The organism is Pseudomonas sp. TE3899, from assembly GCF_056279105.1.
On the sequence record NZ_JBWBQR010000001.1, the window covers coordinates 1,210,492 to 1,227,947 of the forward strand.

The 17,456-nt window shown below is 61.8% G+C and carries 15 protein-coding genes; 7 read left to right on the forward strand and 8 right to left on the reverse strand.

The window, feature by feature from the left end:
- Window positions 1-51 precede the first annotated feature (51 nt).
- Window positions 52-573, forward strand: coding sequence for a GNAT family N-acetyltransferase (locus ACZ89E_RS05585; protein ID WP_476255056.1), 522 nt, complete (start codon window positions 52-54; stop codon window positions 571-573).
- A 1-nt stretch (window position 574) separates the two neighbouring features.
- Here the strand turns inward: ACZ89E_RS05585 and ACZ89E_RS05590 are convergent, their stop codons facing one another.
- Window positions 575-1,267 (reverse strand): aspartate/glutamate racemase family protein, encoded by a 693-nt coding sequence (locus ACZ89E_RS05590; protein WP_476255057.1) that lies wholly within the window; start codon window positions 1,265-1,267, stop codon window positions 575-577.
- A gap of 79 nt (window positions 1,268-1,346) precedes the next feature.
- Here ACZ89E_RS05590 and ACZ89E_RS05595 point away from each other — a divergent pair, with 79 nt between their 5' ends.
- The gene (locus ACZ89E_RS05595) at window positions 1,347-2,108 is read left to right on the forward strand and encodes a helix-turn-helix domain-containing protein (RefSeq protein WP_476255058.1); all 762 of its coding nucleotides are present in this window, start codon (window positions 1,347-1,349) and stop codon (window positions 2,106-2,108) included.
- A gap of 70 nt (window positions 2,109-2,178) precedes the next feature.
- Window positions 2,179-2,673 carry a hypothetical protein gene (locus tag ACZ89E_RS05600; RefSeq protein ID WP_149661494.1) on the forward strand — a complete coding sequence of 165 codons (495 nt, stop codon included), beginning with the start codon at window positions 2,179-2,181 and terminating at the stop codon, window positions 2,671-2,673.
- Window positions 2,674-2,697: 24 nt separating this feature from the next.
- Here ACZ89E_RS05600 and ACZ89E_RS05605 read toward each other — a convergent pair whose 3' ends face one another.
- From ACZ89E_RS05605 to ccoN, 3 genes are all read right to left on the reverse strand, one after another.
- Window positions 2,698-3,084 carry a hypothetical protein gene (locus ACZ89E_RS05605; RefSeq protein ID WP_476255059.1) on the reverse strand — a complete coding sequence of 129 codons (387 nt, stop codon included), beginning with the start codon at window positions 3,082-3,084 and terminating at the stop codon, window positions 2,698-2,700.
- Window positions 3,085-3,335: 251 nt separating this feature from the next.
- Entirely contained in the window at window positions 3,336-3,557 is a 222-nt protein-coding gene (locus tag ACZ89E_RS05610; protein ID WP_149661492.1) for a cbb3-type cytochrome c oxidase subunit 3, read from the reverse strand.
- An 8-nt stretch (window positions 3,558-3,565) separates the two neighbouring features.
- Window positions 3,566-4,993 (reverse strand): cytochrome-c oxidase, cbb3-type subunit I, encoded by a 1,428-nt coding sequence (gene ccoN, locus ACZ89E_RS05615; protein ID WP_149661491.1) that lies wholly within the window; start codon window positions 4,991-4,993, stop codon window positions 3,566-3,568.
- Between the two features lie 259 nt (window positions 4,994-5,252).
- Here ccoN and ACZ89E_RS05620 point away from each other — a divergent pair, with 259 nt between their 5' ends.
- The 3 genes from ACZ89E_RS05620 (at window position 5,253) to ACZ89E_RS05630 (ending at window position 8,551) form a co-directional block, all read left to right on the forward strand.
- A complete protein-coding gene (locus tag ACZ89E_RS05620) occupies window positions 5,253-6,926 on the forward strand; it encodes a nitrite/sulfite reductase (protein ID WP_476255060.1) in 1,674 nt (557 codons plus the stop codon).
- On the forward strand, window positions 6,923-7,402 hold the full coding sequence (locus tag ACZ89E_RS05625) for a DUF934 domain-containing protein (RefSeq protein WP_149661489.1): 480 nt from the start codon (window positions 6,923-6,925) through the stop codon (window positions 7,400-7,402). The genes ACZ89E_RS05620 and ACZ89E_RS05625 overlap by 4 nt, the downstream gene beginning before the upstream one ends.
- 180 nt (window positions 7,403-7,582) lie before the next feature.
- A complete protein-coding gene (locus ACZ89E_RS05630) occupies window positions 7,583-8,551 on the forward strand; it encodes a hypothetical protein (protein ID WP_149661488.1) in 969 nt (322 codons plus the stop codon).
- Window positions 8,552-8,679: 128 nt separating this feature from the next.
- Here the strand turns inward: ACZ89E_RS05630 and ACZ89E_RS05635 are convergent, their stop codons facing one another.
- On the reverse strand, window positions 8,680-11,040 hold the full coding sequence (locus ACZ89E_RS05635) for a tetratricopeptide repeat protein (RefSeq protein ID WP_476255061.1): 2,361 nt from the start codon (window positions 11,038-11,040) through the stop codon (window positions 8,680-8,682).
- A 207-nt stretch (window positions 11,041-11,247) separates the two neighbouring features.
- On the opposite strand from ACZ89E_RS05635, the gene ACZ89E_RS05640 reads away from it, so the two are divergent.
- Window positions 11,248-11,922, forward strand: a complete 675-nt coding sequence (locus ACZ89E_RS05640) for a DUF3313 domain-containing protein (protein WP_476255062.1) — start codon at window positions 11,248-11,250, stop codon at window positions 11,920-11,922.
- A 106-nt stretch (window positions 11,923-12,028) separates the two neighbouring features.
- On the opposite strand, the gene ACZ89E_RS05645 is transcribed toward ACZ89E_RS05640, so the two are convergent.
- From ACZ89E_RS05645 to ACZ89E_RS05655, 3 genes are all read right to left on the reverse strand, one after another.
- A complete protein-coding gene (locus ACZ89E_RS05645) occupies window positions 12,029-13,024 on the reverse strand; it encodes a DUF3829 domain-containing protein (protein WP_476255063.1) in 996 nt (331 codons plus the stop codon).
- The gene (locus ACZ89E_RS05650) at window positions 13,021-14,643 is read right to left on the reverse strand and encodes a J domain-containing protein (protein WP_476255064.1); all 1,623 of its coding nucleotides are present in this window, start codon (window positions 14,641-14,643) and stop codon (window positions 13,021-13,023) included. Before ACZ89E_RS05650 ends, ACZ89E_RS05645 begins: the two co-directional genes overlap by 4 nt.
- A gap of 132 nt (window positions 14,644-14,775) precedes the next feature.
- A complete protein-coding gene (locus tag ACZ89E_RS05655; protein WP_476255065.1) occupies window positions 14,776-17,289 on the reverse strand; it encodes a fused MFS/spermidine synthase in 2,514 nt (837 codons plus the stop codon).
- Between the last annotated feature and the right edge of the window lie 167 nt (window positions 17,290-17,456).

Here is a 17,456-nt window from a genome sequence, read left to right on the forward strand (position 1 = left end):
ATTCAGGTGGATCGCGGGTTAGAGTCAGGGGCCATTCAAGGAAGAATCACCATGCCTAGCACCGACGCCATCATCACGATCCAGCGCTTCAGCGAATCCCACATCGACGGCATCACCGCGCTCTACAACGACCCGGCGATCACCCGCCAGGTGCTGCAAATGCCGTTTCAATCCACCGAAGTCTGGCGCAAACGCCTGATGCCGGAAAACGAGCGAGTGGTGCAACTGGTGGCGCTGCATCAGGGGGTGATCATTGGCAATATCGGCCTGGAGCAGTTTTCGCGGATCCGCCGCAGCCACGCCGGCAGTATCGGCATGGGCGTCGCGGTGGAGTGGCAGGGCAAGGGCGTCGGCTCGAAGCTGCTGGCGACGGCATTGGACATCGCCGACAACTGGATGAGCCTGCGCCGGGTCGAGCTCTCGGTGTACGCCGACAACGAAGCCGCCATCGGGCTCTACCGCAAATTCGGCTTTGAAGACGAAGGCCTGTTCCGCGACTACGCCGTGCGTGACGGCGTGCTGGTGGATGCCTTGAGCATGGCGCGCCTGCGTTCCACGCCCAAGGCTGGTTGAGTCAATCACCCAAGGCAAACGCCACTGCCGCCCGGGCATGCAGTTCGGTGGTGTCGAGCAGGGGCAGGGCGCTGTGCTCGGGTTTGATCAGCAGGCCGATTTCCGTGCAACCGAGGATGATCGCCTGGGCGCCCCGCGCGGTGAGCGATTTGATGACTTGCTGATAGACCTTGCGCGAAGCATCACTGATCACCCCGACGCACAACTCGTCGTAAATGATCCGGTGCACGGCCTGGCGTTCCTCGGCTTCCGGCACCAGCACCGTCAGGCCCATGGCGCTCAGGCGATCCTTGAGGAAATCCTGTTCCATGGTGAACGCGGTCCCCAGCAAGCCCACCTTGAGCGCGCCGGCCTCGACTGCCGTCTGGCCGGTCGGGTCGGCGATGTGCAGGAACGGAATGCTGATCGCGGCCTGAATCTGCCCGGCCACCTTGTGCATGGTGTTGGTACACAGCACCACGCACTCGGCACCGCCCGCTTCCAGCCTGCGCGCGGCATCCACCAGGATCGCCGCCGCATCGTCCCAGCGCCCGGCATGCTGGGCCTGTTCGACAGGCCCGAAGTCGACGCTGTACATTAACAACTGCGCCGAACGCAACGGTCCGAGGCGGTCGCGGACCTGCTGGTTGATCAGGCGATAGTATTCGGCGCTGGACTCCCAGCTCATGCCGCCGATAAGGCCGATGGTGCGCATGCTGTGCTCCTGTTTAATGACAACCCTTTGTCAGAGAGTCTCCCGTGGATCCGCGCTTCGATCTATCAGGAAATTTCACATGCTGAGCCAACGCCTGCTGGACGATCAACTCTGCCTGCAACTGCTGCCGCGCGCGGCGTACAGCGCGCGGGATCCGGCGCAATGGCACACGCTCGGCGTGACCCTGGAGCGTCAGCAAGGGGTGCATGCCATCGATTCCGACCGTCGAGTGGACTTCGACACCTTGCCCGGCGTCCTGGCGCACACGCCGGTGGGTGTTGAGGTGTTTTCCGAATCGGCCAGTGGTGGCGAATACTTGCTGCTGCGGGTGGACGAAGCGTTTGCCCGTCAGCATCTGCCATCGATCAATCACCGCATACAGTTCGCGGGCCAAAGCCAGGCATTGGGACTGGCCCGGACGCTGCGCCGCTTGCTGCTCGATCCGCAACCCGACGCACTGGCGCTTGAGCAAACGGCACTGCAACTGGTGGGGCAAGCGGGGGCAAAAACAGATTCCCGGACCACACCCAAGGCCCTGACCAGAGTCATGGACCAGATCGCCGAACAGTTTCATCAACCCCTGAGCCTGGAACAGTTGGCCGTCACCTATGGCCACAATGAACTGCGTTTCCTGCGCGACTTCACCCGCGCCATCGGCCTCACGCCCCACGCGTATCTGGTGGAAGTGCGCCTGCAAGCGGCGCGACGGATGATCGAGCAAACGGATCTGCCCCTGGCCAGCATCGCCCTGGACGCCGGCTTCGCCCATCAGTCGCACATGGGCAGCGCCTTTCGCAAGCACCTGGCCATGACCCCCAGCCAATACCGCTCACGCTTTTAGTCGTACGCCGGCCGCTGGCTTCTGCCATGCTCAAAGTCCGCAGCACCGCTTCACTCAAAGGAACACCGCAATGGACGACGTACGGCAACTGGGCGAGATGCTTCGCCACTACGCAGAAAGCGAAGCGCACAAGAAGCAATTGTTTGAAGCGCAATCGGCCGTGTGGGCGACGCGTATTGGTGAACTGTTCGATCATATCCAGCAATGGCTGGAACCGGTCCAGGCCCCGAACCTGCTGGAAGTCAGCCGCGAGCTGTACGTCGCGTCCGGGCCGAGCGTGCCGGTCGAGACTTCGACCTTCAAGACCGAGAAGCTGACGATTGTGATTGCCGGCAAACCGGTGGAGTTCGTACCGGACGTGATGGGCGCCGGTGGCCTGATCTCCCTGGCTGTGATGGGCCTGACCGCCGCGCGCTACGGCAGCATCTCGCTGGTCTGCCTGCCGCCGTCGACCAGCTGGCAATGGCGCAAGACCAATGGCCTGAAAGACCCGGATACCTTCGCGTTTGATGCGGATTTCCTGGCGGTGCAATTGCAGAGCCTGATTCCCCGCGAGCGCGGCTGATCGAACACCGGGCGCTGTGTGGCCTCAATGACTCTCGACGTTTAGCGTGTAGGTCCGTTGCGCCGCCTGGCCGGTGCACTGGGTGCCGTAAGTGTTGAGGTAAATCGAGACTTCATAGCGTCCGGGCTTTGTCGGTATGCCGACGATATCGGCATGGTTCTGGCCCTCTTCATAAACCAGTTTCAACCCTTCAGGCAGTGGTAGCGCCGGATCGACATAAAACCCGGCGACGGCGACGTTCGGTCTTTCTACCTCGACACTGACGCGATATGGCTTGCCGGTTGTAGCACTCGCTAGATTGTCGGGTTGGATCGTCAGCGGTGCGCGCCCAGCACAGCTCGCCAAGGTGCTCAGCTCACAGCCGCCAAGCAGCAGCGAGAGCGCGATTATTGAAAAAAATGCACGTTTCATGGTGGCTCTTCTATTGGCGATCAAGAATCCTGCTGATTGCTTGAACCCAACCGCGAACGTTCCTGGCAGTGTGTTTTCAACGGGCAGATTCTAGATCAATCCGCCGTTGAGGGACGAGCATCTTCCCGCTGCCTTGTGACTTGATCGTTCCCACGCGCAGCAAAGGAATGCAGCCCGGGACGCTCTGCGTCCCATTGGAACGCGGAGCGTCCCTTGAGGCATTCCCACGCAGAGCGTGGGAACGATCGGTATCAGACTTCGAGGTTGCCCCACCCCGGCTTCGCCTCTTCCGGCGCCACCGCCTTCACGGTCTTGCCCGTCGCCAACTCCACCCGCCGTGCCACCTCCGGGTCATCAGCAAACGGCATCAAACTCGCATCCTCCAGGCTCTCGGCCGTCTGATGCTTCAGGCAATACTCGATCGCCAGCCAGAACCCCACGATCCCGAACAGATTCAACGCTATCTCGATCATCTCGAACCTCAGGCAATCTGCGCTTCACGTTCAGCCATCGCCACGTCGGATACTCGCACGGTGCGCCAGGTGTTGTAGGCCATCAGCAGCATGCCGCTGAGGAAGAACACGCCGCCGGCAAACCGCACCACGAACCCCGGATGGCTGGCCTGCAAGGCTTCGACGAAGGAGTAGGTCAGCGTGCCGTCGTCGTTGATCGCGCGCCACATCAGGCCCTGGGTGATGCCGTTGACCCACATTGAGGCGATGTAGAGCACGGTGCCGATGGTCGCCAGCCAGAAGTGCAGGTTGATCAGCGGCGTGCTGAACATCTGCTCGCGGCCGAAGACTTTCGGCACCATGTGGTAGATCGCGCCGAAGGTGATCATCGCGACCCAGCCGAGCGCGCCGGCGTGGACGTGGCCGATGGTCCAGTCGGTGTAGTGGGAGAGGGCGTTCACGGTCTTGATCGCCATCATCGGCCCTTCGAAGGTGGACATGCCGTAGAACGCGAGGGACAGGACGAGGAAGCGCAAAATCGGATCGGTGCGCAATTTATGCCACGCGCCGGAGAGCGTCATCATGCCGTTGATCATCCCGCCCCAGCTCGGCGCCAGCAGGATCAGCGACATCGCCATGCCCAGCGACTGCGCCCAGTCCGGCAGCGCGGTGTAGTGCAGGTGGTGCGGGCCGGCCCAGATGTACAGGGTGATCAGCGCCCAGAAATGCACGATCGACAAACGATAGGAATACACCGGCCGACCCACTTGTTTCGGCACGAAGTAATACATCATCCCCAGGAACCCGGTGGTCAGGAAGAAGCCCACCGCGTTGTGCCCGTACCACCACTGCACCATGGCGTCGGTGGCCCCGGAATACACCGGGTAGGACTTGAACCAGTCCACCGGAATCGACAGGTGATTGACCACGTGCAGCATGGCGATCACCACGATGAACGCGCCGAAGAACCAGTTGCCGACGTAGATGTGCTTGGTCTTGCGCTGTACCACGGTGGTGAAGAACACGATGGCGTAGGCGACCCAGACCACGGTCATCCACACTGCGCCGGAGAACTCGATCTCGGCGTATTCCTTGGTGGTGGTGTAGCCCAGTGGCAGGGTGATCAGCATGATCACGATCACCGATTGCCAGCCCCAGAAGGTGAACGCGGCGAGCTTGTCCGAGTACAGCCGCACCTGGCAGGTGCGTTGCACCGCGTAGTAGCTGGCGGCGAATTGGGCGCTGCCGGCAAAACCGAAAATCACCAGGCTGGTGTGCAGCGGGCGCAAGCGGCCGAAGGTGGTCCACGGCAGGTCGAGGTTCATCTCGGGCCAGACCAGTTGCGAGGCGATAAACACGCCCATGGCCATGCCCACCACACCCCAGACAATGGTCGCGATGACGAATTGGCGGACGACCTTGTAGTTATAGGCCTGTCCGATTGTTGCTGTGCTCATGGTCAGTTCATCCATGCAAAGTCTTGCCAGGCCACCCGGTCTGGCATGGGATGCACTGTAGAAACCTTGCCGGAAACAAAACAGACTCAGGAAAACTTGATTTATACGGATCAGATTAAGGCAGTCCTGCGGCGATCTGACGCGCTCTGATACGGTTTTTTAGGTTTCAGGTGGGTCTGTAACGTGCTGCGCCGTAGGTCCATAGTCGCTTCATCGAAAACGGGCCACAGAGCCCGATCAACCCTGATGAGGTGGCCACATGTATCAGTACGACGACTATGACCGGGCGCTGGTGTTCGAGCGGGTTGCGCAGTTTCGCGATCAGGTCGAGCGCTTCATGGCCGATGAACTGAGCGAAGAAGAGTTCCTGCCGCTGCGTCTGCAGAACGGCCTCTACATGCAAAAGCACGCCTATATGCTGCGGGTCGCCATACCCTACGGCACCCTCGGCGCCGGGCAGATGCGCACCCTGGCGAGCATCGCCCGGGACTATGATCGCGGCTACGGCCACTTCACCACCCGGCAGAACATGCAGTTCAACTGGATCGAACTGGCCCAGGTGCCGGACATCCTCGAACGCCTGGCCCAGGTGGAAATGCACGCGATCCAGACCTCCGGCAACTGCGTGCGCAATATCACCACCGAAGCCTTCGCCGGGGTCGCGGCGGACGAGTTGATCGACCCGCGACCGCTGGCGGAAATCCTGCGGCAATGGTCGACCATCAACCCGGAATTCCTGTTCCTGCCACGCAAATTCAAGATCGCCATCTGCTCGGCGAAACAGGACCGCGCGGCGATCATGATGCACGACATCGGCCTCTATCTTTACCCTGGCAGCGACGGGCAAATGCTGCTGCGGGTGATCGTCGGCGGCGGCCTGGGGCGCACGCCGATCCTCGGGTTGCAGATTCGTGAAGGCTTGCCATGGCAGCATTTGCTGTCCTACGTCGAGGCGGTGCTGCGGGTCTACAACCGCCACGGTCGGCGGGATAACAAGTACAAGGCGCGGATCAAGATCCTGGTCAAAGCGCTGGGCATCGACGCCTTCGCCAAGGAAGTCGAGGAGGAGTGGCAGCACCTCAAGGACGGCCCGGCGCAATTGACCGACGTCGAGTACGAGCGCGTGGCCAGTGCCTTCGTCCCGCCGGTGTATCAAGCGCTGGCCGGCACTGACCTGGACTTCGGCACGCGCCTGGCGCAGAACCCGGCCTTCGCCCGTTGGGTCGCACGCAACGTGCAGCCGCACAAAGTGCCGGGGTACGCCAGCGTCGTGCTCTCGACCAAACCCGGCATCGCCTCACCGCCGGGGGATGTCACCGCCGAGCAGATGGACGCGGTGGCGGACTGGTCCGAGCAGTTCGGTTTCGGCGAAATCCGCATCGCCCACGAACAGAACATCGTGTTGCCGGACGTGACCAAGACCGACCTGTATGCCCTGTGGTGCCTGGCCTGCGATCAAGGGCTGGGCTGCGCCAATATCGGCTTGCTGACCGACATCATCGCCTGCCCCGGCGGGGACTTTTGCGCCTTGGCCAACGCCAAGTCGATCCCCATCGCCCAGGCGATTCAGGGCCGTTTCGAAGACCTCGATTATCTTCACGATTTGGGCGACATCAGCCTCAACATCTCCGGCTGCATGAACGCCTGCGGCCACCACCATATCGGCAACATCGGCATTCTTGGCGTCGATAAAAACGGCAGCGAGTGGTACCAGATCACCCTCGGCGGCGCCCAAGGGAAAAACAGCGCGCTGGGTAAAGTCATCGGCCCGTCCTTCAGCGCCGCCGAAGTGCCCAATGTGATTGAAGGCATCATCAGCACCTTCGTCCGTTACCGCGAGAGCGAGGAATTGTTCGTCGATACGGTGCAACGCATTGGCCTGGAGCCGTTCAAGGAGCGGATCTACCCGAAAGTGCTGGAGGCGTCGGTATGAACAATCTGTTGCGGCTGGAGGAGGGCGTGGCGCGGATTGATCTGGATGACCCCTGGACGCTGGTGCGGGAGGTAGACGCTGAAATGCCCTCGGGACGGTTGATTCTGCCGTTGGCCCGTTGGCTGGATGAACCGACCCGGAATGGGGTTTGGCTGGGGCCGGACGATGAGGTGGAAAGCCTGAAATCCTGTTTCAACCTGCTGCCGTTGATCGCCTTGGATTTTCCGAGTTTTCGCGATGGTCGCGGGTACAGCCAGGCGTATCTGTTGCGCACGCGGCTAGGTTGGGCCGGTGAATTGCGGGCGGTTGGGGATGTGTTGCGCGATCAACTGAGCCATATGCGGCAATGCGGGTTTGACAGTTTTGCGGTGCGGGAGGACAAGTCGGCTGAAGATGCGTTGAAGGGACTGGCCGGGATGAGCGTGTTGTATGGGCGGTCGGTGATTGAGCCGCGGCCATTATTCCGACGTCGGTAAACACAGCAAGATCAAAAGATCGCAGCCTTCAGTAGCTCCTACAGGGGAATGAGTACACCTGTAGGAGTTGCCGAAGGCTGCGATCTTTTTGCTTTGGCGGTTGATGGCATTTTGGTAGAGTCCGCGCACTCGGCCGGTTTTTGGGCTGCATGGACGAAATCAAGAAGGGAGTCTGGCGTTGTGAGTTTCGGCAAGAAGATTTTAGGGCTGACGGCATTTCTGTTGATGCTGACCCTGTGGGCTGGCTACTTTTACGTGTTCCAGGAAAACCGCGGCGGGCAACTGGGTGGCGCCTATGACAGCACCGCCTGGTGCGGCACGCCACCGTCGGCCGATGCCTTGTCCCTGGGCAAGGATCAACTGACCCTGCGCATCACCAACAACCTGCGCGGCGAGTTCATGCTCGGCGGTTCGGTGATCGTTTCCGAACGCACCTTCAATCGCTACGACCTGGGCCGCAACGAATTGCGCCTGCGCCTGGAACCGCTGCAATGGTCCTTCGGCGCCACGCCGATCTTCCTCGAACAGGTGCGGATCAAACCCCTGAGCCGCAACCTCGCGTCCGACAATAAAAGCGCCTTCGCCGAACTGGAATCGCGTCCGATCGGCGTGCAGGGCCGGGCCACCGAATTTCCATTCGACACCTACCGCTACGGCTACAAACCGGTGCTGTATTACCTCAAGGGCAATGAGCGCATTGACCTGCGTTTGCGCCACATCACCACGCTGATGGAGATGTCGAACACCTTTACGCCGATCCAGAAATACAACCGCGTGGAGTACATCAACGAGAAGAACTCGATGGTGCGCGATGAGGATTACAAGGCTTACAGCGCCAATGAATGTGCGTTCAGTGTTGAGCGCAAGGGCTCGTTCAAGGTGATCGTGTTGCTGTTGCTGCTGGTGATCTGCCTGCCGCTGATGCACGTGTTTTATCGCGACGAGCCAGGCATCGATTTCCTGGCGACGCTGGTGGGGATTGGTGCGGTTCGGATGATGCTGGTGGGGCCGTTGCAGGATTTCCAGCTGTACAACATCGACTTCCTGTTTGGCGCGGCGATTCTGTTGGTGGGGACGGTGTCGTTGATCAAGGCGATGCGGGCCAATAGCCGGCGGGCGTTGGCGGCGCAGAGTGGGTCGTCGTGGTGATGATGGGTCCAGAGATTTGGGTTGGTTGAGCTGACGTCTTCGCGGGCAAGCCTCGCTCCTACAAGGTTGCGCAATCCCCCTGTAGGAGCGAGGCTTGCCCGCGAAGGGGCCCTCGGATCAAACCGCGATCATTTCAACGCCGGGTCCCCCATGTTCATTTTCTTCCACCCCTGCAACAACACCTGGGCCTTGGGCTCCTTGCCGTTCTCCAGGTAATACTGGATCAACGACAACCGCGCATTGCGGTTCGCCGGTTGCACCTTCAACAACCGTTCCAGTTCCTCGCACGCCTCATCCACCTTGCCACTGTCATGCAACGCCACCGCCAGCACATAACCGTACTGCGCGCTCTGCGGTTCCAGCGTCGCGGCTTTGCGCAGCAGCGGCATGGCTTGCGCCGTGTTGCCTGCGCGAATCAGTGACAACCCCTGGGTGTGCAGCAGCAACGCGGCGTCCGGGTGTTCCTTGACGCTCTGTTCCAGCAGCGCCTGCGCCTCTTGCGCACGACCACTAGCCTCCAGCCATTGCACCAGCGTCACCAGCGCCGGGTAGAAGTCCGGGTCGCGTTTGAGCGCCGCACGCAGCAGCGGCTCGACGTCCGCCGTGCGCCCACTGGCCTGATACAGCATGGCCAGGTTGAGGTTGGCCTCGGCCCGTTCCGCCAGGCTTTTCTGTACGTCTTCGTACTCGGAGATAGCCGCGTTCCAGTTGGCCTGGGCACTGCCCAAACCGTTGCGGGCCACGCTCAGCAGATCCCGAGCGGCGACGATCCGTACCGCCTTCACCGGATCACCGAGCAACGGTGCCAGCAGCGGCGCGCGCTCCGCCGGCGGCAGGAACGCACTGATCGCCCGCACCGCGCTTTCACGCACTTGCGGCGCCGTATTGCTCAAGTCCTGGGTCGCCAGTTTCAGCGCCTGATCGCTCGGGTACAGCGGCAGTTCGGCCAGCAGCGTCGCCCGTTGGATCGCCGGCAGGTTGCTGCGCTGCAACTGCTCGTACAGGGCCTGTGCGGCGCCCGGTTGACCATTGCGGATCAGCCACAGGCTTTCGTCATAGCGCGGTGCCTGAACAGCCGACGCCGACGCCGTGTTCCACAGCTTGAATTGCTCGGTCACCTTGTCCCCGGCCTTGCCCTGATGGCAGGTCAGGCACGCATCCGGCGTCCCCAGTCTCGAAGCGCGCTCGGGGTTGGGAATGCTGAAGCTGTGGTCATGCCGAAAGTCATTGCCCATGTAGAACTTGCCCGGCATGTGGCAATCCACGCATTGCGAACCCGGCTGACCCTGGGTGTGGCGGGTGTGTTCGATGGAATCGTAGTTCTTCGCCTGCAAACCCTTGCCATCGACACCGTCCACCGCGGTCTTGCCGGCGGTGTTGTGGCATTGCAGGCAAACACCGTTGCCGGTTGCCTTGAGTTCGGCGCTGTGGGGGTTGTGGCAGTTGCTGCAACGCACGCCCTTGTCGAACATTTTGCTCTGGGCGAAGGAGCCGTGTTCGAACACTTCGTCCTTGATCTTGCCGTCCAGCGCGTACAGTTCGCGGGTCAAGGTGCTCGGCAGATAGTCGTCCATCAAGCGCTTGCCGACGGTGTAGCCATCGCCCAACGGCGCGCGGCGCGAGTGGCAGCGGGCGCAGGTTTCGAGTTCGACGGTGGCGTTCTTGTCCTTGAGGTCGACGGCAAACCCGGCATGGAGCAGATCGGTTTTTTTCGCCGTCCATTCCAGGTGATTCGACGCCGGACCGTGGCACGCCTGGCAGCCGACACCGAGGCTGTTCCAGTGGCTTTCAAAGGTGTTTTTCGCCGCGTCGAAATTGCGTTTGTAGCCCGTGGTATGGCACTCGACGCACATGAAGTTGGCGTTCTGGCTCGGCTTGCTCCAGTGCAGCGGGTTCTTGAAGTCGACCCCCTGGCCTGGATAGAGATGAAACCACCGGTGCTGCTCGGTATCCCAGGCCACGCCCAGGGCTTGCAACCGGCCTTCGCCGACCTCGATCAGGTATTGCTGAAGCGGTGCGATGCCGAAGGTGTAGGCGACCTTGAAGTCGGCGTTCTTGCCATCAACCCCCGGCGTGTTGACCCAGAAATCGTCACCCTTGCGCGAAAACACGCTGGTCTCTTTTTCGGCCTTGAAGGTGACGTTGTTGAAGTCCCCGAGCATCGTGTCGGCGGTGGCCGGCTGCATCGCCAATTGGTGATGGGAGCCTTGCCAGTCCTTGACCTGCTCGGTGTGGCAGCCCTGGCATGGCTGCTCATCGACCATCGTCGCCGGTGCCGCAGCCACCACCGGTTTGACCGGCGGGACGACAGGCGCGCTGACCGCGACAGGCTTGGGCGGGGCGGGGGTGCTGCTATGGAACAGAAACCCGCCAATCGCCGCCACGGCCAGCAGCAATACGCCGATGGTGACGGGAAACAGGTAGCGGTTGATCAGGGGAGGGCGCGAACCAGGGTTCGGGTTTTCAGCTTTATTTTTATGCTTCGCCATTGCGACTTCCGTAGTCCGAGTGCGTTGGCCGTTCAGGGCGCGCTTTGAAGCTTGGTGCAGCTTTGCCGGATGGCCAGCGTCTGTCAAATGGGCTTTGTGCGCTGAGCCACAGCCCTGGATGAACCTTTGATGAGGATGACGGCAGATTATTGAGATTTGGCTATAACTACCTAGGTCTCTTTATCGACCTCTTACAGGAGTAACAGCATGAAGCTTGCGTTAATGATGAGCACACTGTGCATCGCCTCGATCGGGGTGGTTGGCTGCTCCAGTAAAGTGGTCGAGCCGGGCCAGTATTCGGGGTTTCTCAAGGACTACAGCCAGCTCAAGGAAGCCAAGTCACCGTCGGGTGCCGAGGTGATGCGCTGGATGGACCCCAAACTCAAAATCGATAAATTCACCAGCGTCTACATCGAGCCGACCCAGCTCTATCCCCAGCCGCAACCCACCGTGTTGAAAATCCCCCAGGCCACTCTCAACGGCATCACCGGTTACTACGACCAGGCGCTCAAGCGCGAACTGGGTAAATCCCTGCCATTGGCCGCCGGCCCAGGGCCCGGCGTGATCGTGGTGCGCGCGGCGATTACCGCAGTCAGCAGCAAGACCGAAGGCCTCAAGCCCTACGAAGTGATCCCGATTGCGTTAGTGGCAGCGGCGGTCAGCACGGCCAGCGGGATTCGCGATCAGGAAACCACCCTGGCGACTGAGGCCGTGTTCCTCGATGGCGGCAACAACACGGTGGTGGCCCAGGTGGTGCGCAAAGGCACCGGCAAACCGCTGGAGAACGACACTCAAGTGATGAAGGCCGATGACGTGAAAAGCGTGATCGATGGCTGGGCTTCGGATCTGCATCAGTCGTATTTGAAGCTCAAGTCCAAGTAGTCCTCATTGATCGTTCCCACGCTCTGCGTGGGAACGATCATGTAGGAGCGAGGCTTGCCCGCGAAGACGGCGGAGCAGACCACCCGCAACCTTCGCAACACGTCCCTCAATAGTCGACGCGGGCCATCCGGTTGTAATAACTGAGCAGCGCGTCATAGCCGCGGGTGACCGCGTAGTAGTCATCGCTCAAGCGTTGCGGCTCGGCGTGGTCTTGCCAGTCCTTTTGCAGGGTATTCAACGCATCGAGGTACTGCTGCGACGGCTTTTCAATGTGGTACCACAGATAACTGGCGACTCGGGTGCGCTGCTCTTGTTCGGGCAACTGCGCGTGCTTGAATTGCTGGCGGTAATCCCAGGCCCGTTGCAGCGCTTGAGTGGTTTGCGCCAGTTTCTGCGGCGTCAGGGTTTGGTATTTGACCCCCTCGCTGACCCGGTTCAGGGTGTCCCGCGCCTGAATCATGTAGTCCAGCAAGTACCAATGAATGTCCTTGCCCAGGCGTGCTTCAAGCACATTGAGTTGCGCGCGTCGCTGTTCAAGGTCCAGGGTCTCAACCTGGTGCCTCAAGTCTTTGGAGGCGCTCAGATAGACGTCGGCAGTGGCCCTGAACTGCGCTTCAAACGCGGCTGGCATGGCAGGAGCGGGCGCTGAAAGGAGCGACTGCGGGAAGAGGCCGGCTTGTTCAGCCAGGGGTCTTACGGCATACAGTGCCCCCACGTAACGTTCGGTCTTCTCCCTGAGCAACGGAGCGAGTTCCAATAGATAAAGTTTGCGCGCGATTTTCCCTGAACAGATGTCCCTCATCAGGAAGCGAACATCCTTGGCACCGTCATCGTCGAAAGCCTCCCGGTTGGCTATCCACTCTTCGACGGAGGCCTTCGGTCGCCCCGGGAGCTGATACAGGTGATAGGCCACGCGCCAATGCACGTCGACTCGGTTGATGCAGTCGATGACCGGGCTCAGGGCATTGGCCTGGGCCGTGGTGGGCACATCCTGTTGATCCAGCCACAGGTCCAGTTTGCTCAGGTTCTGTCCCGACCCGAATATCCCCAGGGTGACCAGCCCCAAAAATACACACACCGGGAACATCCACTGGCGGCTCATGGCCTGGCCTCCTCGCCGTACCACTGTTCGTCGGTGGCCGGTGCGCTGCATTCGCGCGCGCTGGCCGGCATTCGACTGCAAAGGCGCTCGGCCCAGGGTTGCAGCCCTTGATTGCGGTTGACGGTGCTTGCGTTGGACCACACGTTGAACACGCCGAGCAGGATAATCAGCAGCACAACCCCTCCACCTATCAGGCAACGTTTAAGCGCCGGGCTGAATTCACGCCAGGACAGCTGCGGTTTCGCCTGCTGTCTGCGCAGGAGCCCGACGCCCATCAGCGTGAGCGCGTAAACGGCACTGGCAACCGGTCCGTAGACATTCCCGATGCCTGCCGCCATGACCGTACAGGGCAGCACGTCGCGCAGAACGCCAAACAGTGGCGGGTTGAACCCGGCTGACAGATACGAGCCGAGCCGATCTTCCAACGGCCACAGGCGATGGGCGAGTCGATGCGCCAGCCCGTTGAGCAGCGCACCGACGACGGCGAAGATGATCGACCAGAATATCGCGATGCTGATCAAGCCCCCCAGGCGCGTGCCTCCCGGTGCGTAATGGGCAAAGGTGCCGATCAGGCAGGCGAGGGCGATGCCCAGGTAGATCGGCCAACTGTCAAAGGCGTCTTCCCAGTCACGCCAGAAGAACGGCGTGCCGCCGGGCATCGCCTCGCAGGTTTGTGGGTGCGAGGCGTCCAACGCTGCACTCAATTGATGGCACTGTTTCCAGTCATCTTCACGCAGGCGCCGGGCCAGGGCGCGGCGCTGGGTGAGGGAGCCCGGCGCCAGCAGCAATCGCGCGGCGCGCCGTTGCACCGTGGTTGCAGGCTGTTCCAGCAGGCGCTGTTGCCGGGCCAGAAACGCCGGCGCATCGCGACGGGCCAGCAGCCGCGTCCATTCACCACTCGGGCAGGCGTTGCCGTCGCCTGAATGCCAGCCCTGGCCGGCACAAAGCGTATCGAAAATCGTTGCTGACCAATAACGGCTGGCCAGCAGCGTGTGGCTCAGCAGACGGTTAAACCATAGGCGGTGTTGCTCGCTCTTGAGCCAAGGCAGGCGTGAATATCGGGCATAGACCTGTAAAAAGCTTTCGACATCCTGGCGTTCAAGGGCTTCACACAACGGCTGTTCGATACGTTGGCGCTGCTGCTCCAGCAATTCCACCAACAGTTCTTCGTTCAGGTCCAGGCGTTGCCAGGCACTGAGCCAATGAAAGGTCTCGAAAGCCCACGCCAGCACCGCGTCGTCGACATCGGGCTGCTCGACGCAATGCCGCAACAGGCCGTCTTCGAATACATAGACAGCGTCATGTTCCAGGGCTTTGGCGTAACGTTGCTCCAGTTCGCCGAGGCTGGCACCGGCCAGTGGACGCGTGATGAGTTGCAGCGTGCCGACTTCGCTGGCGGACAGGTCCGTCAGGTCCCACTCCCCATCGTCGCCCTGGTTTTCTTCCCTGAATCGTGCGGATTCTTTGTAGGCCAAAGCGTGTTCATAGGCCTCGCGCAGACGCTGAAACCCCTCGGGGTCTTCATCCGGGCGAGTCTGCTTGAGCAGTGCCGCGTAGTGGCGTTTGATCGTGCGCGTGTCAGCGTCAGCCGACAGGCCGAGGACGGTCCAGCAACTCATTGCGTATAAAACTCCATGAAAACCCGCAGCGCGATCCAGTGGTGGCCATTTGATTTTGCGCACCCTATCTGTTTCGCGCCGAAAAGTCCCCGGTTCTCATGAGTCTTTGTGCCAATGTCGCGGCGTCGCGCGTTACTGCCCGACAAACCACCGGTAATACGGATTCCCGCCATCCCCGCGCATCACGTCCCCAATGTCCCGCGCCCAGGCATCCCGGTCGCCGTCATAGGCATGCAGACTCGCCCGATAAAACTGCATCAGGCGCTGGCGGTGGGCGTTCATCCGTTCGTTGAAGGCTTCATCGGCATTCACCAGGGTTGGCGCGACGTGCAAGTCGAGCAACGCCGGCAACACGCGGCTGATTTCCTTGGCCCGCACCCACGGCGCGTACTCGATACGCGGGTGATCGTCGGTCACCGCTGGTGCGTCGGCGGCAAAGCGTTCGAGCCCGGCACGGTCCGTGACCCAGGTCGCGAGCAGCGCCGCAGCCGAGCCGATACCGACGTCCTGCAAGGTGCTGCGCACGCTGTCCTGCTGAAAGCGTTGGGTGATTTTCGCTGCATCCAGTTCAATCGGTTCCATCGAGCCCACCAGCAGCATTTCGTGGAACTCGCTGGTCCACAGGGTGGCGTAGGGGTAGACGTCGAGGAAGCTGCGCACCAGGGAACGCGAGTCGTCGATGTTCTGGGTCGGCAGCGGCAGCCACTGCGCGACCAGGCCGTTTTTCTGCAGGCGGCTGGCGGCCAATTGGTAGAAGTCCCGGGAATAGAGATTGACCACGCCGGCAGCGGAGGGCGGCGGCGGTTCGAGGGTGATCAGGTCGTAGGTCTGCGGGTTGCGCAGCAGCTCCTGGCGGCCATCGCGCAAGCGCACGTCGACGCCCGGATTGATAGCGGCATTGAAATTGCCCTTGAACAGCGGCGCGGCCTTGACCACCGACGGCAGCAACTCGGCGACCACCCGCTGTTCCAGCCCCGGATAACGGGTCAGGGCGCCGGCGGTGATGCCGGTGCCGAAGCCGATCACCAGTGCCGAGCGCGGTTCGCCGTTGTGGATCAGCAGCGGCAGCAGCGCCTGGATGCGCATGTAACGCAGGGACGGCATCGCATCGCCGGTGTTCGAAACCCCTTGAATGTACAAGCGCTGAAAGGCTTTCTCGCCCTTGCCCTGGGTGACCACCGCCACCGTACCGCCGCGTCCTTCTTCGTAGAACGCCAGGCTCGCGTTGCGCGCGCCGGGGAGCAGGCTCGCGAGTTTGTTGACCGGGGTGAAGATCGCCAGGGCCACGGACAACAGGCCGACCGCGACCACGGCCTGACGCCGGCCTTTCTTCACGTGGTGACCTTTGCGCACGGCGAAATAGCCGATCCCGGCGGCGACCACCGCCAGCAAGCCGAGGGTGCGCACCAACCCGAGCCACGGAATCAGCAAGAACCCGCAGAGCATCACCCCGACAATCCCGCCGAGGGTATTGAACGCCACCACCGCGCCGACATCCCGGCCGACCCGCTCGCGCCCCACGCTCAAGCGCAACGCCAGCGGAAATGCCGCGCCCAGCAGCAGGGTCGGCACAAACACGATGCTCAACGCCGCCACCGCAAACCGCGTGCTCATGCCCACCAGTTCGCTGGCGCCCAACGACAACACCCAGGCTTCGGCCACGCTTTGAGCGACGATCAGCCAGCGGCCAAGCAGGGCGATTTCCAGCAGGGCGATCAAGCCCGCACCGGCAATCAGCAAACCGAACACGCCCCAGGGATCACGGATGCGATCGACCCGCCGGGCGAGCAAGGCGCTGCCGAGAAACAATCCGGTGAGGTAGGTCGCGAGCACCACGGCGAACGCGTAAGTGCGGGTACTCATGAACTGGACGATGGATTGCGACCACACCACCTCGTAACCCAGGGCCACGCCGCCCGCGATGGAATACAGCCACAGGGCCAGGCGGTCTGGCGCTTTGTCCGCGTGATGCTTCTTCGGCGCGTTAGCCGCCATGGGACGGTGGCGTTGGAACCACAACGCACCGGCGGCGGCCAGCAGGTTCAGCATCGCGGCGGCCAAGGCGCTGCCACGCACACCGAGGGTCGCGATCAGTACAAACGCGGCGAGCAAGGTGCCGGCGATGGCGCCTGCGGTGTTGGCTGCATAGAGCTGACCGCCAGCCTTGCCCAATTGCTGCGGATCGGCGGCCAGCGAGCGCACCAATACCGGCAGTGTGCCGCCCATCAGCAACGCCGGGAGGCCGACCAACGCAAACGGCAGGACCCAGGCGAGCACGCCGATATGCTGTTCCAGCCAGGCGAAAGGACTGGCCGCCAGGCTCATGGCGAACGTCGCGCCGACGCCGATGATCGCGACCAACACCTCGAGCCCGGCATAAAGCAACACCGGCTGCTGCAAGCGATCCGCCCAGCGTCCGAACAACCAGCCGCCCAAAGCCAGTCCGGCAAAAAACGCACTGATGCCGGTGGTGATGGCGTACACCTCGACGCCCACCACCAGGGACAGTTGCTTGATCCACAACACCTGGTAAACCAGCGCGGCGGCGCCGGAGACGAACAGCAGCAAGGCAGGGATCAACAGCGCCGGGGAGGCGATATGCGGGGCAGGTATGGCCGACGACTTGCTGGCGACACGTGAGGACATTGCGGGGTTGCCTTGTTCCAATTCAAAAATGCCTGTGACCCGGCCGGCCCCTTCGCGAGCAAGCTTCGCTCCTACAGGTTCGGAGTCGCTCTTGTAGGAGCGAAGCTTGCTCGCGAAGGGGCCGACGCGGTCTCAGGTCGAAAAATAAGGCCGCTCGCCGATGCAGG